At 70.7% G+C, this 20,979-nt stretch carries 24 protein-coding genes; 15 read left to right on the top strand and 9 right to left on the bottom strand.

Annotated elements, in window-relative coordinates; genetic code table 11:
- Positions 1-42 precede the first annotated feature (42 nt).
- Entirely contained in the window at positions 43-1,413 is a 1,371-nt protein-coding gene (locus tag KIP79_RS07520) for an ATP-binding protein (protein ID WP_214103942.1), read from the bottom strand.
- Positions 1,414-1,954: 541 nt separating this feature from the next.
- Here KIP79_RS07520 and KIP79_RS07515 point away from each other — a divergent pair.
- The 7 genes from KIP79_RS07515 to KIP79_RS07485 all read left to right on the top strand — a co-directional run bounded on the left by KIP79_RS07515 (position 1,955) and on the right by KIP79_RS07485 (position 7,840).
- Entirely contained in the window at positions 1,955-2,632 is a 678-nt protein-coding gene (locus KIP79_RS07515) for a hypothetical protein (RefSeq protein ID WP_214103941.1), read from the top strand.
- Positions 2,629-3,708 (top strand): 3-deoxy-7-phosphoheptulonate synthase, encoded by a 1,080-nt coding sequence (gene aroF / locus KIP79_RS07510; RefSeq protein ID WP_214103940.1) that lies wholly within the window; start codon positions 2,629-2,631, stop codon positions 3,706-3,708. Before KIP79_RS07515 ends, aroF begins: the two co-directional genes overlap by 4 nt.
- A gap of 78 nt (positions 3,709-3,786) precedes the next feature.
- Complete coding sequence (locus tag KIP79_RS07505) at positions 3,787-5,541, top strand: MFS transporter (protein ID WP_214103939.1); 1,755 nt, start codon at positions 3,787-3,789, stop codon at positions 5,539-5,541.
- A 22-nt stretch (positions 5,542-5,563) separates the two neighbouring features.
- Positions 5,564-6,142 carry a chorismate pyruvate-lyase family protein gene (locus KIP79_RS07500; RefSeq protein WP_214103938.1) on the top strand — a complete coding sequence of 193 codons (579 nt, stop codon included), beginning with the start codon at positions 5,564-5,566 and terminating at the stop codon, positions 6,140-6,142.
- 46 nt (positions 6,143-6,188) lie between these two features.
- Positions 6,189-6,440, top strand: a complete 252-nt coding sequence (locus KIP79_RS07495; RefSeq protein WP_214103937.1) for a DUF5302 domain-containing protein — start codon at positions 6,189-6,191, stop codon at positions 6,438-6,440.
- On the top strand, positions 6,440-7,108 hold the full coding sequence (locus KIP79_RS07490) for an NUDIX domain-containing protein (RefSeq protein ID WP_214103936.1): 669 nt from the start codon (positions 6,440-6,442) through the stop codon (positions 7,106-7,108). The genes KIP79_RS07495 and KIP79_RS07490 overlap by 1 nt, the downstream gene beginning before the upstream one ends.
- Before the next feature lie 66 nt (positions 7,109-7,174).
- A complete protein-coding gene (locus KIP79_RS07485; RefSeq protein ID WP_214103935.1) occupies positions 7,175-7,840 on the top strand; it encodes a hypothetical protein in 666 nt (221 codons plus the stop codon).
- A gap of 27 nt (positions 7,841-7,867) precedes the next feature.
- Here the strand turns inward: KIP79_RS07485 and KIP79_RS07480 are convergent, their stop codons facing one another.
- Together KIP79_RS07480 and KIP79_RS07475 are read right to left on the bottom strand one after the other, a co-directional pair.
- Positions 7,868-8,527, bottom strand: a complete 660-nt coding sequence (locus KIP79_RS07480) for a hypothetical protein (RefSeq protein WP_214103934.1) — start codon at positions 8,525-8,527, stop codon at positions 7,868-7,870.
- A gap of 183 nt (positions 8,528-8,710) precedes the next feature.
- Complete coding sequence (locus KIP79_RS07475) at positions 8,711-9,199, bottom strand: hypothetical protein (protein ID WP_214103933.1); 489 nt, start codon at positions 9,197-9,199, stop codon at positions 8,711-8,713.
- Between the two features lie 165 nt (positions 9,200-9,364).
- Between KIP79_RS07475 and KIP79_RS07470 the strand changes: the two genes are divergently transcribed.
- Positions 9,365-9,865 carry a GNAT family N-acetyltransferase gene (locus KIP79_RS07470; protein ID WP_214103932.1) on the top strand — a complete coding sequence of 167 codons (501 nt, stop codon included), beginning with the start codon at positions 9,365-9,367 and terminating at the stop codon, positions 9,863-9,865.
- A gap of 36 nt (positions 9,866-9,901) precedes the next feature.
- Here KIP79_RS07470 and KIP79_RS07465 read toward each other — a convergent pair whose 3' ends face one another.
- A complete protein-coding gene (locus KIP79_RS07465; protein ID WP_214103931.1) occupies positions 9,902-10,552 on the bottom strand; it encodes a fasciclin domain-containing protein in 651 nt (216 codons plus the stop codon).
- Between the two features lie 157 nt (positions 10,553-10,709).
- Between KIP79_RS07465 and KIP79_RS07460 the strand changes: the two genes are divergently transcribed.
- On the top strand, positions 10,710-11,726 hold the full coding sequence (locus KIP79_RS07460; RefSeq protein WP_214103930.1) for a zinc-dependent alcohol dehydrogenase family protein: 1,017 nt from the start codon (positions 10,710-10,712) through the stop codon (positions 11,724-11,726).
- Between the two features lie 6 nt (positions 11,727-11,732).
- On the opposite strand, the gene glgA is transcribed toward KIP79_RS07460, so the two are convergent.
- Positions 11,733-12,908, bottom strand: coding sequence for a glycogen synthase (gene glgA, locus KIP79_RS07455; RefSeq protein WP_214103929.1), 1,176 nt, complete (start codon positions 12,906-12,908; stop codon positions 11,733-11,735).
- 49 nt (positions 12,909-12,957) lie between these two features.
- On the opposite strand from glgA, the gene glgC reads away from it, so the two are divergent.
- From glgC to KIP79_RS07440, 3 genes are all read left to right on the top strand, one after another.
- Complete coding sequence (gene glgC, locus KIP79_RS07450; RefSeq protein ID WP_214103928.1) at positions 12,958-14,184, top strand: glucose-1-phosphate adenylyltransferase; 1,227 nt, start codon at positions 12,958-12,960, stop codon at positions 14,182-14,184.
- 269 nt (positions 14,185-14,453) lie between these two features.
- A complete protein-coding gene (locus tag KIP79_RS07445) occupies positions 14,454-14,741 on the top strand; it encodes a hypothetical protein (RefSeq protein ID WP_214103927.1) in 288 nt (95 codons plus the stop codon).
- Positions 14,738-15,157, top strand: coding sequence for a hypothetical protein (locus KIP79_RS07440; RefSeq protein WP_214103926.1), 420 nt, complete (start codon positions 14,738-14,740; stop codon positions 15,155-15,157). The genes KIP79_RS07445 and KIP79_RS07440 overlap by 4 nt, the downstream gene beginning before the upstream one ends.
- A 5-nt stretch (positions 15,158-15,162) precedes the next feature.
- Here KIP79_RS07440 and KIP79_RS07435 read toward each other — a convergent pair whose 3' ends face one another.
- Complete coding sequence (locus KIP79_RS07435; RefSeq protein WP_214103925.1) at positions 15,163-16,353, bottom strand: benzoate/H(+) symporter BenE family transporter; 1,191 nt, start codon at positions 16,351-16,353, stop codon at positions 15,163-15,165.
- 94 nt (positions 16,354-16,447) lie between these two features.
- On the opposite strand from KIP79_RS07435, the gene KIP79_RS07430 reads away from it, so the two are divergent.
- On the top strand, positions 16,448-16,990 hold the full coding sequence (locus KIP79_RS07430; RefSeq protein WP_308169611.1) for a helix-turn-helix domain-containing protein: 543 nt from the start codon (positions 16,448-16,450) through the stop codon (positions 16,988-16,990).
- On the opposite strand, the gene KIP79_RS07425 is transcribed toward KIP79_RS07430, so the two are convergent.
- Positions 16,987-17,586: an Rv1733c family protein gene (locus tag KIP79_RS07425; RefSeq protein WP_214103923.1), complete on the bottom strand. Its 600-nt coding sequence runs from the start codon at positions 17,584-17,586 to the stop codon at positions 16,987-16,989. The genes KIP79_RS07430 and KIP79_RS07425 overlap by 4 nt on opposite strands.
- A gap of 140 nt (positions 17,587-17,726) precedes the next feature.
- Between KIP79_RS07425 and KIP79_RS07420 the strand changes: the two genes are divergently transcribed.
- Both KIP79_RS07420 and KIP79_RS07415 read left to right on the top strand, forming a co-directional pair.
- Positions 17,727-18,848, top strand: a complete 1,122-nt coding sequence (locus KIP79_RS07420) for a DUF5685 family protein (RefSeq protein WP_214103922.1) — start codon at positions 17,727-17,729, stop codon at positions 18,846-18,848.
- Positions 18,849-18,873: 25 nt separating this feature from the next.
- Positions 18,874-19,509, top strand: a complete 636-nt coding sequence (locus KIP79_RS07415) for a hypothetical protein (RefSeq protein ID WP_214103921.1) — start codon at positions 18,874-18,876, stop codon at positions 19,507-19,509.
- A gap of 66 nt (positions 19,510-19,575) precedes the next feature.
- On the opposite strand, the gene KIP79_RS46585 is transcribed toward KIP79_RS07415, so the two are convergent.
- Positions 19,576-19,905, bottom strand: coding sequence for a hypothetical protein (locus tag KIP79_RS46585; RefSeq protein ID WP_250212817.1), 330 nt, complete (start codon positions 19,903-19,905; stop codon positions 19,576-19,578).
- A gap of 104 nt (positions 19,906-20,009) precedes the next feature.
- Entirely contained in the window at positions 20,010-20,969 is a 960-nt protein-coding gene (locus KIP79_RS07405) for an alpha/beta hydrolase (RefSeq protein WP_214103920.1), read from the bottom strand.
- Between the last annotated feature and the right edge of the window lie 10 nt (positions 20,970-20,979).

Raw genomic sequence — 20,979 nt, 5'->3', positions numbered from 1 at the left:
TGTTTCTCCCCGGGAGAGGTGGTACGAGGTCGTATCGGGTCGTTATCGGGAACCCGACACCGACATGGCCGGGGTCAACGACCCGTCGGCCGCCACCACCGTGACCTTCAGCGCGCGACGCAGCCGGTCCAGGCGTTCGTGGCATTCCCTGCGGTTGCGGCCGGTGACGACGGCCAGCCCGATGCGCGCGGTGTGCCCGTCGGGTGACGGGTCCACGGCGCTGCCGGGCGCCACGTCCAGCACCAGGCGTTCCAGCCAGGCGGCCCGGCCGACGTGGTCGCTCAGCTGGGCGCCGAGCTCCAGCTGGGAGACCCGCCCGGGCGCGGGCGCGCTCAGGTAGGTCACCGCGGCCACCCGGTGGTGCCGGTGCGGTGTGACGGTGACCGGGGCACCGCAGGCGATCATGGTTTCCGCGGTGGCCAGGTCCGCGTCCGCGGCCAGGTAGACCAGCCGGGTGATCAGGTCGTGCAGGCCGGCCTTGACGGCCATCACGCACGGACCCGACGGGGTGAGCCGCATGACGACCTGGCTGGCCCCGTCCTGCACGCCGAGCGCCCGCAGGCTCACGTTGGCGGCGTGCAGGATGGTCGGCTCGTCCAGCAGCGGGTCGTTGGCGTCCACCAGGTGGCCCAGGTCGGCGGCGGTCGGGGTGAAGTCGGCCCGGGTGCGGACCACGCTCACCAGCTGGGTGACCCCGTCGGTGGTGAGGCAGACCGCGACGATCTCCTGGCCGTCCAGGTGCTCCTCGACCAGGACGCCGCGCCGCCCGCCGAAGGTGGCCGAGGCGGCCCCCGCCGTGGCCGCGAAGCCGGTGATCAGGCGGCCGTGGTCCTCGGCCAGCCGGGCCGGGAAGCCGGCGGTGCGGAGCCGGGGCTTGAGCACGACCGGGTAGCCGAACCCCTGCGCGGCCTCCTCGGCCTCGGTCAGGTCCACGGCGAGGACCGAGCGCGGCACCGCACAGCCGGCGGCCTCCAGCAGGGTGTGGGTGACCGCGCGGTCCCGGGTGGCGGTGGCGGCGGTCCGGCCGTACCCGGGCAGCCGGAGCCGGTCGGCGACCGCGGCCGCGGCGGTGAAGTGCCGGTCCTCCCAGCAGAGCACGCCGTTGACCGGCTCGGGGAAGGAGCCGACCGCGCCGGTCAGGGTGGCCGCGTTCATGGCGGGCACCCACTTGTGCCCGGCCAGGTACGGCCGCTGCCACGCGGCGGGGATGGACCGGTCGAAGACGACGACCCGGACGCCCGCCTCCTGGAGCCGGCGGAACAGGTGCTCGCGGCCGGTGCGGTCCGCCTGCCCGCCGCCGATCATCGCCACCAGCGGGCCGGCCTCCGGCACCGCCCGTACGGTCCTGCGGTGCGGCCACGGGGTGCGCACCGGCTGGGTCGGGATCGGTTCTACTGCGTCTGAATACGTCACGAGCGGCAACCTTCTGCTCGGCCGGTAATGTCGGCGGGAATTGCATTTAACGTCTCTAGATAGGTCCCTATGAACGCCATTTAAGTTCTCTAGATAGGCGCTCTTAGGTTCTCTAGATAAGTCAAGGATTCAGTTTTTCGACCGCCTGGCGCCCCTCACACTCACCCTGTGGCAACCGTCTCCCCGAGGTCGCCAGGCAGTCACTTGCCATGGTCAGCACCTTGACACATAGTTGTCAAGGGTGTCGGGACGGCATTTCTCATATCGGCTCGGCACCTTACAGAATTGGTGAGTCAGTAAGCTGACTTCAGTCAGGAAGGACTGACTTGCATGTGCCGTTTATGTGAACTTTCATCGAAGCTCTAGCGCGATAACAGTTCACTTGTCTATGCTCCCGACTCGTAGAATTGAATCTTGTCAAGAAGCCGTCGAGAAGCTGTCGAGAAGAAATAGCAGGTCAACAACCAGTCGAGCCCCCAAGCCCCTCACCCGCCCCACCCGTTCAACGCGGGCCGCGCGCCCGCTGACCCGAAGGAGCGGCATGCGCCGCAATCCGTTTCCCGGCACCGGACCTGACCGTCCGCGGCCGACGGCGTTCGCTGACTACTTAGTCCCCACCCAGGGCACCCCCGCCCAGGACCCCTCAGACCAGAACCCCGCGGACCAGAACCCCGCCCCCGAGGACACCCCCGCCTCCCCCGCCGAAGTCCTCAACTCCCCCACGGCGCCGCACTCCCCGCCTGATCCCTACATCGCCGACCTCCCGCTCGACCCGTACGCGGACGACCCCCCGGAGGCGGTCACCGGCCAGCGCCCGGTGCTCGGCCGGCACGCCCGCCCGATGCCCGGTGGGGTGCAGCCATGGCAAGGGTGGCTGCCGGACGGACGGATTCCCCGGCCCGTTCCCCCGCCGCGCCGGCCCCTGTCGGACCCGCCGCCGGCCCAGCAGCAGGACCGGGCGGCCCGCGGCCCGGTGTTCTCGGCGCCGGTGGCCGACACCGACATCGCCTACGAGCTGCACCGCAAGCTCCAGTCCGGGCTCCCGCTCGGCCTGGACCTCGGCCTGGACGAGCGGCGCGGCTCGCTGCCGCCGGAGGTGCTGGCGGCCGTCCGCGAACTGCGGGCGCAGACCATGCAGCTGATGTCCGCGCTGGAGGCGGCCATCGAGAACGAGGGCGGGGTCCTGTGGCCCGGTCCGGCCCGCGGGACGCAGCGATGATCGTCTCCATGAGCCCCGGGGCCACCAAAGAGGACATCGCCGCCGTCGTCACCGCCGTCACCTCCCGGGGCTGCGAGGCCTTCGTCAGCCGCGGCGTGAGCCGTACCGTCATCGCGCTGATCGGGAACACCGAGCAGATCGCGCAGACCGATCTGGGAGCGCACCGGGGGGTGGCCCAGGTGGTCCGGGTGTCCTCGCCGTACAAGCTGGTCAGCCGGGAAGGGCACGCGGAGCGGTCCACGGTCTGGGTGGGCGGCCGGTCCGCCGGGCCGGTGCCGATCGGGCCGGGACGGCTGACCCTGATCGCCGGGCCGTGCGCGGTGGAGACGCCGCAGCAGACCCTGGAGGCGGCCCGGATGGCCCGGGCCGCTGGGGCCGTCCTGCTCCGCGGCGGGGCCTTCAAACCGCGCACCTCGCCGTACGCGTTCCAGGGGCTCGGCGAGGCCGGGCTGAAGATCCTGGCCGAGGTGGGCGCCGAGACCGGGATGCCGGTGGTCACCGAGGTGGTGGACGCCGGTGACGTGGAGCTGGTCGCCCAGTACGCGGACATGCTCCAGGTCGGCACCCGCAACGCGCAGAACTTCTCGCTGCTGAAGGCGGTCGGCCGGGCGGGCCTGCCGGTGCTGCTCAAACGGGGTATGAGCGGCACCATCGAGGACTGGCTGCTGGGTGCCGAGTACGTGGCCCAGCAGGGCAATCTCGCGATCGTGCTGTGCGAGCGCGGGATCCGCACCTTCGAGTCGGCCACCCGCAATACGCTGGACATCTCCGCCGTGCCGATGGCGCAGCGGCTGTCCCACCTGCCCGTCCTGGTCGACCCCTCGCACTCCGGCGGGCGCCGCGACCTGGTGCTGCCGCTCTCCCGGGCCGCGGTCGCGGTCGGGGCGGACGGCGTCATCGTGGACGTGCACCCCCGCCCGGCCCAGGCCCTGTGCGACGGCGCGCAGGCCCTGCTCCAGGAGGACCTGCGCGAGCTGGCGGACTCGCTGGCCAGGCTGGCCCCCCTGATGAACCGTGTCCTGACCGTCACCGAATCCACCGAGGAGCCGGGGGCCCGCGTGCCCGTCGGCGCCTGAGACTCCCGCGACCGCGGGCGCCTCCCCCGGGCGCCCGCGAGTGTCTCCCATCCTCGACTCTCCGGACAGGAGAAGCCCATGGCTGTGCAGGCCCCCCCGGCCCCTCTCGCCCACCGGCGGCTGCGGACCGTGCAGACTTTGGTGGTCTGCATGGGCGCGATCGCGCTCTCCATGGCGGACTCCATCGGGGCGACCTTCGCCGTCCCGGTGATGACCGGCACCCCGATCGCGTTCGGGCTGGAACGTACCGACCTGCAATGGGTGATCACCGCGTTCGCGGTGCCGTACGCGGCGCTGCTGCCGACGGCGGGGCGGATCGCGGACCTGGTCGGGCACCGGCGGCTGCTGGTGCTCGGTCTGGGCGCCTTCACCGCGGGGGCCGCCGTGGCGATCACACTCGACTCCTTCCCGATGCTGGTCGTGGCCCGGGCGGTACAGGGGGTGGGCACCGCGGCGATGGTGCCGTCCTCGCTGGCGCTGATGCTGTCGAGCTTCCCCGCCGAGCGGCGGGCGGCGGCGATCGGCGCGTGGAGCGCGGCGCCCGGGCTGAGCGGGGCGCTGATGCACGCAGGCGGCGGCTGGCTGGGGGAAGGCCTTGGCTGGCGCTCCTACTTCATGCCGAGCGCGATCGTCGGGGCGCTGCTGCTCTGCGCCGCGCTGGCGCTGCCCCACGTCAACCGCCGGATCACCGGGAGACTGCCGGACCCGTTCGGCACCGCGCTGCTCTTCGGTTCGCTCGCGATGATCGTCTGGGCCATCGTGCAGAGCCCGAGCTGGGGGTTGAGCGGGCCACTGGCCGCCGCGCTGGGCACCGGTCTGGTGCTGCTGTTCCTGGCCATCTGGCGGTCCAGCCGCCATCCGGTGCCGGCGCTGGAGCTCGGGCTCTGGCGGACCCCGCAGTTCGCGCTGGCCGGGCTGCTGTCCGTGCTGTACGGCCTGATCGCCTTCCCGATGCTGGTGATGGCGCCCATGTACCTGCGGGACATGTGGCCGAACAACCCGGCCCTGCTGGGGGTGGGGCTGGCGCCGATCTCGCTGGGGGTGCTGGTCTCCGGCCTGATCTCCGGCCAGCTCACCAAGCGGCACGGCCCCCGGCCGGTGATCTACACGGGCGCGCTGCTGGTCACCATGGCCTGCGTCTGGCTGATCACCCAGGGCATGCAGGACGGCCCGCCCCGGCTGCTGGAGGTCTGGCTGCCCTCCAGCGCCGTCTTCGGCCTCGGCCTGGGCGCGCTGAGCACCGCGATCTCCGCGGCGGCGGCGCTGTCCGGCGGCCCGGAGCGGCACGCCTCGGCCACCGGCGCCAGCCAGTCGGCCCGCCAGGTCGGGGCGGCGCTGGGGGTGGCCTGCGCGGCCGTGCTGATGGACAACCCGATCGTGGCCGGGCCGATGCCCGGATACACCTCGAGCGTGCTGACCTGCCTGCTGATGGCGGCGGTGGCCGGGGTGCTCGGGCTGTTCCTGGCCCCGGCCAAGACCGCGGCCAAGGCTCCCGCCGCGGCCAGGCAGGAGGCCCCGCCTACCCGTCCGGTGGATCCGGACGAGCCGCCCGTGGTTCCGGTGGTGATCCGCCGGGAACAGCCGAAACCCCAGCCCGAGCCGGCGCCTGAACCGGTCGCCGGACCGATCACCGGATCCTTTGCCGGATCTTTCGCCGGGCCGATCATCGAGGCCGCTTCGGAACCGTCGCCGGAGCCCGCCAGGGTCACGTCGCTGATCGCCCTATATGAAGCCGCCGGACGGGTCGCCGCGGCCGCCGACACGGTGCTGGCCCAGCACACGCTGCACGAGGACGAGCAGCGCGAGCGGGCGCGCCGGGCGCACACCTCCTGAACCATCCGAAGGGACACCAGATATGAACATCGCGCCGGAAGCCCTGACCCGAATGGTCCTCGGCCACGACGGCTCCACCACCCGCCTGCTCTCCGCCCTGCTGGGCGAGCCGCTCCGGGTCCGGATCGGGCGCCAGGAGGTGCTGGAGGCCGGTCTGGCGCTGACCGCGGAGCTCCGCGCGCACCTGCGAGTGAGCGGCGCGGAGCGGGTCATCGTGCGCTACTCCGAGCTGGTCAAGCCCAGCGGGCACGCGGTGTCGGTGAACCGGGTGGTGATGATGCCCGACCGGCACCCCGTCATCGACCACATCTACCAGGGCGGCGACGTGCCGATCGGGCGGCTGCTCGACCAGCACGTGCCCGGCCACCACCGGCGCCTGCTGCGGGCCGGCACCCGCTGGTTCAACGGCTGGGCGGCCGACAGCCGGACCAGCGCCAGCCGCGCCTACATCATCATGCTCGGCGAAACCCCCCTGCTGTACGTCGAGGAGATCTTCAGCCCCCGGGTGGTGCCCCCGGTCACCGACTTCGAGGTACGGCCCAGCCGGGAGCCCATACTGCCGCTCCACCTGATCCCGCAGTGGCGGGAGCCGGTTACCTGAAATCCGGTTGAGGGGGCACGATAGGGTGGGTGATCAGGAGGTTCCGATGTCCGAGACAACGATCGAACCCAGCCCAGAGCCGGACGCGGAGCCCGTTCCCGAGGTTTCCGAAGCGGACGGAACCGACGGTTCGGGCGAGGATGCGCTGAAGCGGAAGTTCCGCGAGGCGCTGGAGCGCAAGCGGCAGTCCCAGGCCGACCGGAACGCCAAGGCCGGCGGCAAGGGCTCCTCGAAGATCCACGGCACCCACGGGGCCGCGGGCGGCAAGCGGTCCTTCCGCCGCAAGAGCGGCGGCTGATGACCGGCGGGACCGCGGGGATCGATGTTCCCGACAGGCGCGGCCGGACCGGTCTGGACCGGACCGGCCGCGACCTGACCGGCAACCCGCGAGTCCGGGTCCGCGACGTGCGACTGCTCTCCTGCAGTTGGTACGTGCTGCTCAAGACCACCTTCGACTACCAGCACGCGGACGGCCACTGGTCGGTCGAGGAGCGGGAGAGCTACGACCGGGGCAACGGCGCCACCATGCTCCTGTACAACCTGGAGCGGCGCACCGTGCTGCTCACCCGCCAGTTCCGCTACCCGGTGTACGTGAACGGCCACCCCGACGGCATGCTGCTGGAGACGCCCGGCGGGCTGCTGGACGCCGATGACCCGGAGACCGCCGTGCGGCGCGAGGTCCAGGAGGAGACCGGCCACCACATCGGCGAGATCGAGCACGTGTTCGACGTGTTCATGAGCCCCGGCTCGGTGACCGAGTGCGTGCACTTCTACGCGGCGCCGTACGAGCCGGGCGAGCGGGCCACCGGAGGGCTGGGGGTGGCCGAGGAGGGCGAGGACATCGAGGTCGTCGAGCTTCCTTTCGGTAAAGCGCTGGCCATGATCCGGTCTGGCGAAATCGCGGATGCAAAGACGATCATGCTCCTGCAGTGGGCGGCTCTGGAGGGCCCCTTTCGTTCCGGGTGATCCAGGCGCACACTGGAAAGTGACATCACGGACGAATCACGGACGAAATCGCTTGGAGGCGGACTCGTGCGAGGAGACCTTCCGGCGGCGGTCCCGCTGCTGACCCGAGGCAAACACCGCAATCCGCGTAAGGGCGCGTGCTTCATGGAGTTCGCGTCGTACCTGGCCGGGGAGAAGTGGAGCGACCATCCGTCCTGCACCCATCCGCTGCTGGCCGGGCTCGCCCGGCTGGTGAACGACCACACGACCGACGAGAACCGGCAGCGGCTGGCGCCGCTCATCCCGTCGGTGATCGGCCTGATCGGGGAGGACCCCCGGATCGAGGTGAAGATCGCGCTCCGCTGCGCCACCACCGCGCTGCCGGTGGTCGCCGCCGAGCGCCAGCTGGCGCTGGCCGTATCGGTGCTCGCCGCCGAACACGTGCTGGGCGAGCTGGAGGGCCGCCCGGCCGGTCTGGAGCCGGAGAGCGACGCGGCGCTGGCCCAGGTGCCCGAGGCGGCCCGGTGGGCCCGCGGCTTCCGGGGCGGCGTGCACGTCTCCCGCCGGGGATTCCGGCGGTACGCGGCGCCGAACACCGTCCAGCTGGCGGTGCGGGGCATCGCGCAGGCGTGCGTCAACGATCCCGACCGGCTGCTCAGGGAGCTGCTGGCCGCGGCGATCGCGGACTGCGCGGCGCTGATCCGCCAGCCGGAGCAGGTGGCGGCCGAGCAGCCGGCGCGCATCACCGTCTAACGCCGTTCCAGCTGTTCAGCGCCGGCGTCACAGGGTGGCGCAGCCGATCCGGACCGGGACCTTGTCCGACCAGCGGCCGGAGCGCACGTCGTAGGCGCGCGCGTAGCCGTTGGCGGGCTTGCCCGGGCCGGAGCAGTCGAACATGCCGGTCCTGCGGCCGAAGCTGCCGCCCGGATAGCTCGGGCGGGCATCGGCGTAGAGCGTGCCCGCCCAGGCCGTCCTGCCGTCGGCGAACCTGATGACGATCTTCACGGGGCCGAAGTTGAAGTAACTGCCGTTCACCTTGAGTTTGGCGACATTCTCCTGGTAGGTGGTGACCCAGACTTTGGCGGCCACCCTGCGGCTCGGGCCGGCCGCGTTGTCCTTGGCGGCCTGGTCGTGGACCACGGGGTGCACGCAGACGTCGTCACCGTCGAAGGCCTCCCGCCAGACGTAGCCGGTCAGGCAGGTGTGCCTGCCGTCCACGCCGTTGGTCCAGCGGGTGCGCTTGACGCTGTTGTCCAGCAGGGTCTGGTCGCGGTTGCCCGGGGTGACGCAGACCAGGTCGGAAGGGCGGGCGGTGCGCCAGACGTAGCCCTGGCGGCAGATCTCCGGGCCCGGGTTGCCGGCCGTGGCGCCGGCCACCGTGGCGGGCAGCAGGGCGGCCAACCCAGCGAGGGCGGCCACGCCGAGGCGGATGCGGTTCATGGGGGTGGGCTCCTGTGCGGCGGAAGCGGCTGAGCCTGTTTTCCACCCCGTCGCCTGCAGGTCCCTTGACTGTCACTTGCGGGGTCGCCCGCAGGCTCGGTCCCGTGGCGCGGCCGGGGCGCGCGAGGCGGCGCCGCGACCAGCAGGCCGCGCCTGGTCCGAGGGAAGCTGCTACGGGTGCTGTTACTGGGTGGAGTAGAGGATCTTCCAGGCTCCGGCGTACAGGCAGTTGATGGACGGGTTGGTGTGCTTGGCCTCGCTGCACACCTTCAACTCGACCAGGTAGACGCGCTTGTCGGTGAAGGTGAACGACTTGCCGGTGTTGTAGCCGCAGTTGCGGAAGGTGCGGTGCTTGAAGGGGAGCGAGCCGTCGGCCTTCATGTAGGTGACGCGGAATACGGAGTAACCGCAGGTGGCGTTCTTGGTGTAGTCGTAGGTCTTGCCGGACACCTTGACGGTGGCCACGGGCGGGATGGTGTCGGTGGTGACGTTCAAGGCGGTCAGTGTGCCCTTGCTGCGGGCCTTCTTGCCCGAGGAGTAGCGCTCGAACGACTTACGGGCGCTGAGGTTGAGTTCACCGGTCTTGGAGGCGATCGGGGCGGGCTGGGCGAGGGCGGGGGCCGCGGGTAAGAGCAGGATCATGGCTGAGACCAGCCCGGCGAGTACGCGCATGGCACGTTCCTTTCGCAGGTTTGGCCCTAGAATCCAGCAGATTGCCTCTCAAGCGCCACCTTTTCCCTCGGAATCCCTTGAAAACGGGCGTACCACCCGGCCATGGACGTCATCCACCTCCGCCCGCCTCGGCTGACGTCTTCGCCGCGGCCGTACCGTGGTCCCATGCCGACGATCAGAGCCCTGCGGCCCGGCGACCTGGCCGCGGTGACGGCCATCTACGCCCACTACGTGACCGGCAGCGTGGCCACCTTCGACGAGGTGCCGCCGGACGAGGCGGCCTGGCGGGTGAAGGCGGCCGACATCGCCGGCCGGGGACTGCCGTTCCTGGTCGCCGAGGTGGACGGAGAGATCGCCGGGTACGCCTACGCCTCCGCGTACCGCCCGAAACCGGCCTACCGGCACACGGTGGAGGACTCCGTCTACCTGGCCCCCGGGCTGACCGGGCGGGGCCTCGGCCGGTCCCTGCTCAAGGAACTGGTCGGCCTGGCGGCGGAGGCGGGCGCCCGGCAGATGGTCGCCGTCATCGCCGACAGCGGCGCGGCGGCGGCCGCCTCGATCGCCCTGCACACCGCCGAGGGCTTCACCGAGGCCGGCCGTCTCCGCCGGGTCGGCTTCAAGCACGGCCGCTGGCTCGACACCCTGCTCCTGCAGCGCGAGCTCTGACCGCGGGCTCCGGGCGGGGGGAGCCCGGAATGCCGCTTAGCTCGGGGGCATGAGGACCTTGTCGATCATGTAGACGGTCGCGTTGGAGGTCTGGATGTTGCCACAGACGACCTTGGCGCCGTTCACGGTGAAGTCCTGGCCGCTGCCCTTGACGTGGAGCTTGCCGCCCTCCAGGGAGACGGGCTGGGAGGCCTCCAGCTGCTCGGGGGTGAGGCGGCCGTCGACCACGTGGTACTTCAGGATCTTGGTGAGCTCCTGCTTGTTCGCCAGGATCTTGTCCAGCTGCTCCCTGGGCACCGCGGCGAACGCCTCGTTGTCGGGGGCGAAGACCGTGAGAGCCTTGGAGGAGTTCAGCGTGTCCGCCAGGCCGGCCTTCTTGACCGCCTCGACGAAGGTGGACAGTTGCGGGTTGTTGGACGCGGCGGTGACCACCGGGTCGCCCGCCATGGCCTGGCTGCTGCCCGGGCCGGAGGACGGGATGGCGGCGCAGGCCGTGCCGAACGGGCTGGCCGTGGTCATCGGGCTGGTCATGGGGCTGGACTCCGTGGTGGGCGTCGCGCCGGGCGAGGTCTCCGTGACGGCGACCGGCTCCGCGGCGCCGTTGGAGTTCATGCTGGACCCCCCGCCGCAGGCCGCCGTAGCGGTGACCGTGGCCAGCGCGCCGGCCAGCAAGAACATCCTCTTCATGCGCTTTCCTTCCCTACATTGCCAGGTCACTGAAGAGTGACGGCGCGGAACTGCCGTCCGCCCGAATCTTACTCTCTGTTGAGCACTCCTAACGCAGAGTATTCGACGTCGATCACCCCTGTCCTGCTCTTCTTTGCGGTCCGGTTAGGCTGGGCCGGTGCGCGCGGTGGTCTACGACGGTTTCGGAGTGCGTCCCGAGGTTCGCGAGCTGCCCGAGCCCGGGCCGCCGCCGGGCGGGGTGACCGTCAGGGTGGCGGCCACCGGCCTCTGCCGGAGCGATTGGCACGGCTGGCAGGGTCACGACCCCGACATCCGGCGTTTCCCGCACGTGCCGGGCCACGAGTTCTCCGGCGTGATCGCCGAGGTCGGCCCGGGGGTGACCGGCTGGCGTCCCGGCGACCGGGTGATGGTCCCCTTCATCTGCGCCTGCGGCGCCTGCGAAGAATGCCGGTCCGGCAACCACCAGGTCTGCCCGTACCAGACGCAGCCGGGTTTCACGCACTGGGGCTCGTTCGCCGGATACGTCGCCGTGCACCACGCGGACGTCAACCTGATCCGGCTGCCCGAGCACCTCTCCCACGAGGCCGCCGCCGCGCTCGGCTGCCGCTTCGCCACCGCCTTCCGCGCGGTGGTCTCCCGTGGGGCGGTACGGCCCGGCGAATGGGTGGCCGTGTACGGCTGCGGCGGGGTCGGCCTGGCGGCGGTCATGATCGCGTCGGCGGCCGGGGCCCGGGTGGTGGCGATCGACCCCAACCCGGAGGCGCTGGCCCTGGCCACCCGCTTCGGCGCGGCCCGCACGCTGCCCGCCGCCGACCCGGCCGCCGTGGTGGAGCTCACCTCCGGCGGGGCACACGTGGCGATGGACGCGCTGGGCAGCGCCGCCACCGCCGCCGCCTCGATCGAGAGCCTGCGCCGTCGGGGGCGGCACGTGCAGATCGGCCTGCTGCCCGGGGGGACCACGCTGCCGATGGGGCGGGTGATCGCCTACGAGCTGGACCTGCTGGGCAGCCACGGCATGGCGGCGCACGCGTACCCGCCGATGCTGGACCTGGTCGCCGCCGGGACCCTGGACCCGGCGGCGATGATCACCCGCACCATCACCCTGGACGAGGCGGCCGGCGCGCTGACCGCCTCGTCCGCGCCGGGCGTGACGATGATCGACCCGTGGCGCTGACCAGCCCTATGGATTGATCAACGAGGCGTACAGGTCTCTGGTGCGCTCGGCAATGCGCGCCCAGGAGAAGTGCTCGACGGCGCGGTGGCGGCCCGCCCTGCCCATGTCCTCGGCCAGGCCCGGGTCGGACAGCAGCGCGTTCACCCGGGCCGCGATGGCCACCGCGAACGCCTCGGGGTCCAGCGGCTCGCCGTCCTGGCCCTGCTCGATCGGGACCAGCAGGCCGGTCTGCTGGTCGGCGACCACCTCGGGGATGCCGCCGGTGGCGGTGGCCACCACGGCGGTCTCGCAGGCCATCGCCTCCAGGTTGACGATGCCCATCGGCTCGTAGACCGAGGGGCAGACGAAGACGGTGGCGTGGGTGAGGATCTCGATCACCTCGGGGCGGGGCAGCATCTCGGAGATCCAGATGACGCCCTTGCGGGTGGTGGAGAGCTCCTCGACCAGAGCGGTCACCTCGGCGGCGATCTCCGGGGTGTCCGGTGCCCCCGCGCAGAGCACCAGCTGGGCGGCGGGGTCGAAGGACCTGGCCGCGCGGAGCAGGTGGACCAGGCCCTTCTGCCGGGTGATGCGGCCGACGAAGACGACGTACGGGCGGCCGGGGTCGATGCCGTGCCGGAGCAGCGCCTGGTGGCCCGGTGCGGGGGCGTACTCGGCGGTGTCGATCCCGTTGTGAATCACCTGCACCTTTTGTGGCGATATTTCGGGATAACAGGTGAGGACGTCGCGGCGCATGCCCTCGGAGACCGCGATCACCGCGTCCGCCTCGGCCAGGGCCGTACGCTCCGCCCAAGAGGAGAGGGTGTAGCCGCCGCCCAGCTGCTCGGCCTTCCAGGGGCGCAGGGGTTCCAGGCTGTGGGAGGTGGCGACGTGGGGCACGCCGTACAGCATCTTGGCCACATGGCCGGCAAAGTTGGCGTACCAGGTGTGGCTGTGCACGAGGTCGGCGCCGGCGCAGCCGGCCGCCATCTCCAGGTCCACCCCCAGCACCTGGAGCGCCGGATTGGCGGTCGCCAGGCCGCCGGGCACCTGGTAGGCGGTGGCGTCCTCGCGCGGCGCGCCGAAGCAGCGGACCCGCACGTCCGCCAGGCGGCGCAGTTCGCGGGCCAGATACTCGACATGGACACCGGCGCCACCGTAGACCTCTGGTGGGTACTCCCGGCTGAGCAGATCGACACGCATACGATCAGCCTAGTGTTTGCACCCCTTTTGAACGGTTAAGGTCATGGCCATGAGGGTGCTCGCAGTCGTGCTCGCCGGTGGTGAGGGGAAGCGTCTGATGCCGCTGACCGCCGACCGGGCAAAACCGGCCGTTCCGTTCGGCGGGATCTACCGCCTGATCGACTTCGTGCTGTCCAATCTGGCCAACGGGCACTATCTCAAGATCGTCGTACTCACCCAGTACAAGAACCACAGCCTGGACCGGCACATCTCGCGGACCTGGCGGCTGTCGGCCATGCTGGGCAACTACGTGACGCCGGTGCCCGCGCAGCAGCGGCTGGGGCCGCGCTGGTTCGCCGGGTCGGCGGACGCGCTCTTCCAGAACCTCAACCTGATCTACGACGAGATGCCCGACCACGTCATCGTGTTCGGCGCCGACCACATCTACCGGATGGACCCCCGGCAGATGGTCGAGCAGCACATCGACTCCGGCGCGGACGTGACCGTGGCCGCGATCCGCCAGCCGCTCGCGCTGGCCGACCAGTTCGGGATCATCGAGACGGATCCGACCGGGCGCCGGATGACCGCCTTCCGGGAGAAGCCGACCGACGCGGTGGGGCTGCCGGACGCGCCCGACCAGGTGTACGCGTCGATGGGCAACTACGTCTTCAAGACCCAGGCGATGATCGACGCGCTCCGGGAGGACGCCCTCGACCCCGCCAGCAAGCACGACCTGGGCGGAAATATCATCCCGATGATGGTCAAAGGCGGAAGCGCGGAAGTTTACGACTTCGCCGACAACGTGGTGCCTGGTTCGACCGATCGGGACCGGGGCTACTGGCGGGACGTCGGGACCCTGGACGCCTACTACGACGCCCACATGGACCTGATCTCCGCCCACCCCATCTTCAACCTCTACAACGACCGCTGGCCCATCTACACCGGCCACGACCCCCTCCCGCCCGCCAAGTTCGTCCACAACGACGGCGACCGCGTCGGCCACGCCATCGACTCCCTCGTCTCGGCCGGGGTCATCGTCTCCGGCGGCACCGCCCTGCGCTCGATCCTCTCCCCCGGCGTCATCCTCCACTCCCACTCCCTCGTGGAGGACTCCGTCCTGATGGGCAACGTCAAGGTCGGCCGCGGCGCCATCATCCGCCGCGCCATCATCGACAAGAACGTCGTCGTCCCCGACGGCGCCCGAATCGGCTTCGACCTCGAATCCGACCGCCAACGCTTCGCCGTCACCCGCGGCGGAGTAGTAGTCATCGGCAAGAACGAAATCCTGGACCGCTGACCGCCCTTCACCGCTCTCACGGACCCACAGGGTCACCGCGTTCACACCCAGCGCCCGCCCGCGCCTCAAGCTCACCGGCCCTCGCCCCCCAACAAGCCGCCGAATCCCCCGATTCACGTCAGTTCGCAACGTAGGGGGAAAAGAATCCCGCAACAAGAACAACGGCCGGACAGGACACAAGACCGCTCGGCACCGACCGCCAAGGGCCTGGCGGATGTGCGCGCGGGCAAACCGCGCTAAAGATCTTAGGATTGTATTAGGTTGCTGGTATGAGCAAGCCACGGATCAACGTCGCTGTCACGCTCGACCCTGACCTGGTGGAATATGTGAAGAACCATCGGGTGGGCTCAGGCGAGGATGACGCGCGGTCGCTGTCGGCGTACGTGAACGAGGCGCTGGCGGAGCGGGTGCGGGAAGATCGTCGGCGTCGGCTGTTGCTGGAGACGCACCGGGCACGGGCCCGGGCGGAGGCCGATCATCAGCGTGTGGACCGGCTGATGTCGCATGTGCGGAGTCAGCTCGCGGCCATGCCGCGACTGTCGGAGGACGCCGAATGACCCTCCCGCCCCTCATTCTCGACACCGGGATGCTCAGCGAACTCGCACGCGGCGACCTCGACCTCATGGAACTGGTCGCCCGGTTGGACGAGCAGGGCCAGCCGATGGTCGTCTCGACGCTCGCCGTGACCGGGGCCACCCTCTTCGCGGGAAAGGTCAACGCCGATCTGCTGCTCGGCATATGCACCATGGACTCCGTCACGGTGGCCGGGACCACCACGCCCGAACACGGCCTGGCGCTCGCCGAAGCGATCAACCGGACTGGCCTCGAGCCCTGGGACGCTCACGTCGCGGCCCTGGCCGACGCAAGCATCTGTCCCGTCTTCACGCTCGACCGGGCACGTTGGGAGCACCCTGCCCGCGCCTTCGACGATCCGCTCTACATCATCGAGATCACCGAACCGCCGGGCGATTGAACCCACTACACGCCTGCTCGTTCCGGTGTGGGTTCCGTGGCGGCGGATGGTTGCTTTCTGTGGAGTAGTGCTGCTGTCAGGCCGCCCGCGACCAGGCCCCAGAACGCCGCGCCGATGCTCAGGATCGTCATGCCCGAGGCGGTGACGACGAAGGTGACCACCGCGGCCTCCCTGCCCTCCGGTTCGGTGACCGCGGTGGCCAGGGAGGAGCCGAGGGCCGGGAGTAGGGCGAGGCCGGCGACGGCGATGATCAGGACCGGTGGGGAGAGCAGGACGAGGGCCATGGCCAGGCCCGCGCCGAGGCCGAGGGTCAGTTGGCCGGCGCCGAGGGACACCGTGGCGATCCAGCGGCGGGCCGGGTCGGGGTGGGCGTCCTGGCCGGCGGTCAGTGCGGCGGTGATCGCGGCCAGGTTGACGGTGTGGCCGCCGAACGGGGCCACCGCGGCGCTGGCCAGGCCGGTCGCCACGAGGATCGGGCGCAGGGGCGGGATGTAGCCGTACGTCGCCATGACGGCCATGCCGGGGACGTTCTGCGCGGCCATGGTGACGAGGAACAGGGGTACGGCGATGCTCACCACCACGGCGAGGTTCAGTGCCGGGGTGGTCAGCTCGGCCGTGGGACGCAGGACCGCGCCGGACAGGCCCTCGCCCGGCCCGTGGACCGCGATGCCGATGACCGCCGCGACGAGCGCGCCGGGGACGGCCCACTGACGCCGGTACCGCAGCAGCACCGCCCAGGTCAGGATGACGGGGATGGCCAGGAGCGGGATGTCCACGACGGCGCGGACCGGCGCGGTGCAGAGGCTGAGGATGACACCGGCCAGCATGGCGCCGGCGATCGGGCGCGGAATGGCGGCGATGATCCGGGCCGGCCAGGGTGACAGTCCGGCGAGGACGATGAGCGCGGCGCAGAGCAGGAACGCGCCGACCGCGGCCGGGAAGCCGCCGGGCACGGGACCGGTCGCCACCAGCAGCGCGGCGCCCGGCGTGGACCAGGCGATGCTGATCGGCATGCGGTACCGCAGCCCGAGGAAGATCGCCACCGCCGCCATGCCGCAGCACAGGGCGAGCAGCCCGGACGCGGCCTGCCCGGGCGTCGCGCCCACGGCGCGCAGGCCGGCGAGGACGACGGTGAAGGAGCTGGCGTAGCCGACGACCGCGCTGATCAACCCCGCCACGATGGCCTGTGCCCGCACGGCTGCCCCCTCAATGCCATACCGTTCCGTATACGGAACGCACCTTAGTCAGCCGGACATCAACCGAACAAGGGCGGCCTGCCAGACTTGCCGGGTGGACAGGCAGGAAACGGGTGTCGGAAGTCGGCTGCGACAACTGCGGGAGGCCCGCGGAATCTCCCTGTCGGCGCTGGCCCGCAGCGCCGGCATCGGCAAGGCGACACTGTCCGGGCTGGAACTGGGCACCCGGAACCCGACGCTGAACACGCTTCACGCGCTGGCGGGAGCGTTGGGCGTACCGTTGACGGCGCTGGTCCTGGAGCCCGGCGCACCGCTCGCGACGGCCGCCATGGTGAACGGCGTCGCCGTCACGGCCACGCTGCTCGAGGTCTTCGAGGAGCCGGGCGCGACGTACGAACTGCTGCGCATGCGGGTCCGGCCCGGTGTCGTCCAGCACTCACCGCCGCACGCCCCCGGCGTGACCGAGCACTGGACGGTCTACGCGGGCGTACTGCGCGCCGGTCCTGCCTACGCCCCGCTGGTCGCCGCGGCGGGCGAGCACATCTCCTGGCAGGCCGACGTGCCGCACGTCTACAGCACGGTCGGGCCGGACGAGGTGCTGGCCAACCTGCTGATCCGCTCGCCCCGGCACCCCTAGTCGTTGATCCGCCAGGTGGGCTCGATGACGGTCCATTCCGCGGCCCAGGCGTGGCGGGCCTGGCGGGAGACGAGGGCTCGGGTGAGGAGCAGGAGCAGGGCGGCGAAGGCGGTGGCCAGGACCGGGATGCCGGTGCCGACGGTGAGGGCGGAGACCAGCGTGGTCTCCCGGTCGCGGGGGCGTTCGGTGATGGCGCCGCGGTCGTCCACCCAGACGGTGACGGTATGGCCGTGGGGCCGGAGGGCGGGCGCGTTGACCACGCCCTGCATGAGGGCGCCGTCGGGGGAACGCCAGGTGGCCATGGCGGGGGCGTACGCGGGCGCCGAGACGGAGATCCTGGGGCCGGCGGTTTCGAGGAGCGTGGCGGTGACCTGGTGACGGGTCCTGGCCTGCTGGGATTCGATGCGCAGGCCGTCCCGGTAGACCCGGACGCCGAGCAGCACGCCGAGCACGGTGGCGGTCAGCAGGCCGAGTAGAGAGATCAGGCGGATCGCCGACTCGAAGCGGTCACTGCGACGGCGTAGCGGATTGCGGTCCAGGCCGAGCCACCGGACGAACCGGATGGTGGGACCGCGCGAGCCAGGTTTCAGGGCCATCTCACACCTCATCTGGTGAGTACCACCCAGCACCCGGTTTATGCCTGTTTGCTGCCCCAAAGGAGGGTGATCATGCTTTCAGTGATTTGCAAGTAAGGCGTGGTTACCTTGCTGGTCGGCGATGATCAGGAGGTAGGGGATTGTTCGGGATCCTGCGGCCGTGCGGGCAGCACACGTGTCCGGAGTTGCAGCGGGCTTGGATGGCGCATCTGTGCGGGCTCTGCCTGACGCTGCGCGACCGGCACGGGCAACTGGCCCGGACGGCGACCAACTACGACGGCCTCCTGCTCTCCGTCCTCACCGAAGCCCAATCCCCCGAAATTTCGGGACATCGGGTGGCGGGGCCGTGTGCGTTGCGGGGGTTCCGCGGGGCTGACGTGGTCACCTCGGGGTCGTCCGGGACGCGGCTGGCGGCCGTGGTGTCCCTGGCCCTGGCGGCCGGGAAGATCCGTGACCACGCGGCGGACGGGGACGGCCTCGCCGCCCGTACGATCACCGGCGCGCCCGTACGGCGTACCGCGGAAACCTGGGCGAAGGCGGCAGAACGTGGGGGCGCGGCCATCGGCTTCGACACCGGCGTGCTGACGTCGGCCGCCCACCGTCAGCTCACCCTGGAGGCCGCGGCGGCCGTACATCCCGCCAGGACCGGCCGGGCGGCGCTGCTGGAGCTGACCGAGCCGACCGAAACCGCGTCGGCGGCGGCGTTCGCGCACACGGCGGTGCTGGCGGGGCGGCCGGGGAACGTGGAGACGCTCCGGGAGGCCGGGCGCCTGTTCGGGCGGATCGCCCACCTCGTCGACGCCGTCGAGGATCTGGCCGAGGACCAGGCCAGGGGCGCGTTCAACCCGCTCACCGCCACGGGGGTTTCCCGGGACGAGGCGCGGGCGATCTGCCTGGACGCCTGTCAGGGCATCGCGCTGGCCGTACAAGATCTGGAACTGGACGAGCGGCACCTGGTCGAGATGTTGTTGCGGGACGAGACGCGGCGGGCGGTGGACCGGACTTTCGGGCATTTCCCGCAGCACCCTCCGCGGTATCCGGGATTTCCGCAGCCGGGGCCGATCCGGCGGACACTTGGTGGATTAGGCACGTTTCTGACATGTGGCGTTTATCGGCCCAAGTGGAGCCGACTGCGGGGAAGGCCGTGCGACGAACGTTGTTACTGCTGTCGCTGTGACTGCCCGTCGTGTGACGGCGCGGATGGGTGCTGCGACTGCTGCAAGTGCGCGTCCCGCTGTGATTGCGATTGTGGCTCGCCGTGACCTGGGGGCGGGTTACGCTCGCCGGGTGCCGCGCGTACTCCTCCTAGCCGTTCTGCTCGTGTTCGCCGCCGCCGGATGTGGCAGCGACTCGCCACCGCCCTCCCGGCCGGCCGCGGTGCCCCTTCCGGATGGTTTCGCCAGGGTGGGCGGCATTTCCAATGGCCTGGTGCTCGCCGTACCCACTGAATGGCGGTCGGTGGACCTTTCCAAGGACACCTTCGAAGCGGAACTGGAGGCCAGCGGCCTCACCGGAGACGCCCTCCAGCAGGCCAAAGCCAGCCTGCAGGCACTGCGCAAGAACAAGGCCGTCTACGCCATGGACCCTGCCTCCCAGGCCGAGTCCCCCGACAAGTTCGTCACCAATCTGAACGGCTTCTGCCAGCCCAGCGTGGGCGCCTCCGCCGACGCCCTCATCCAGATCGCCAAGGAACAACTCACCTCGGTCAACGCCACCGTCTCCGAGGCCACCAGCATTCCGCTGGGAAACCGTTCGGCGGTACGAATCCGCTACACCCTTCCCATCAAAAAGGCCGTCGTCCGCGGCACCCAGTTCTACGTCCCCTCCGACAAGGGCCAGACCTGCGTGGTCACGTTGAGCACCGACCTCACCGGAAAGGAAGCCCTCTTCGACCAGATCGGCAGCACCATCCGGCCGCTCTGAGCTTAGTGATGGCGCCAACACGAAGGCGGGCCACCGATGGTGGCCCGCCCGTCATCAGTACGACGGTCAGGTGGGAGTGTGCATCCGCGTGTTGCCCGTCCGGGACGACATCTCCCTGGCCATTTCCTTCGTCTCGCCACGCATCATTTCCTTCTCGCGCATTTCCCGTTCCCGTACCTCCGGGTGGGTTTCCTCCACCCGCATGGCCGTACCGAGCGCGAAGAACGTCGGTGCCCACTGGCCGATGAAGATCCCCCACCGGTCGGCGCGGTCGATTCCCGCCTCCTCAGTGGTCCTCGACACCATCCAGGATGCGAGCGAGAGCCCGATCGACGCGAACCCCGCGATGAAGAAATGGTCGGACCTGATACCCATGTCGCGAAGCTTGTGGAGCATGCTGTCCCCCTCGTGTCACAGGACTTGTTCCCACCACAATCACCCCAAACCCCGCCTTATACACACAAAACGGACTCTTGCCTCGTGATCGACAAGGTCGGCGCCTACTTGCCGGAAGCCGGGTTCAGGAGCCGGGCGAGCCAGTCCTCGCGCGTCCGGCGCGCCGCGGCCGAGACCCGCACGTGCGGGTACAGCGCGTCGAATCCGTGGAAACCGCCCGCCCAGATGTGCAGCTCCGCCTGACCGCCGGCCGCCCAGATCCTGGTGGCGTAGTCGACGACCTCGTCGCGGAAGACCTCGGCCGAACCGGCGTCGATATAGGTGGGCGGCAGGCCCGAGAGGTCGTCGGCCACCGCGGGTGAGACGTAGGCGGGCACCTCCTCGGCGGCGAGGTCGCCGAGCACCGACCGCCATCCGTACTCGTTCATCCCGCGGGTCCAGACACCGGGCCCCGAGTACTGCCGACTGGAGGTGGTGATGTTGCGGTGGTCGAGCATCGGGCAGATCAGCATCTGGGCGGCGATCGCCGGGGCGCCCAGGTCGCGTGCCAGCAGGGCGAGTCCCGCGGTGAGGCCGCCGCCGGCGCTGGTGCCCGCCACGACGATGCGGGCGGGATCGATGCCCAGCTCGTCGGCGTGCTCGGCGACCCAGAGCAGGCCGCGGTAGCAGTCGTCGACCAGGGTCGTGCCGGTGACCTCCGGTGCCAGCCGATAGTCCACGGAGACCACCACGACACCGAGCTGGTCGAGCCACTCCAGCGGGATGTCGATGTTGGAGAAACGATCACCCATGATCATCCCGCCGCCGTGGATCCAGTAGACGCACGGTGCCGCCGTGGCGCGATCCGCGGGGCTGAAGATCGAGAGCGGGATTCGCACGCCGTCCTGGGTGGGAACGGTGACCTCGCGCCGGTCGACCGCGCGGCCTTCGAGGTGGGGTTCGACCGGCGTCGACATGAGTGGGCGCAGCTGCGCGAGAATCTCGGGGTTGAGCTCGGACATGAGCTGCATTTGCGCGAGTAGCTCGCTCAGCTCGGGGTCGATGTCGGGGCGTGCCAGTGTCATTGTGGGTTCC

This window comes from Acrocarpospora catenulata, assembly GCF_018476525.1.
GTDB classification, from domain to species: Bacteria; Actinomycetota; Actinomycetes; order Streptosporangiales; family Streptosporangiaceae; genus Acrocarpospora; species Acrocarpospora catenulata.
Note: the sequence above shows the minus strand (reverse complement) of the source record. Positions and strands in the feature narration are given on the sequence as shown.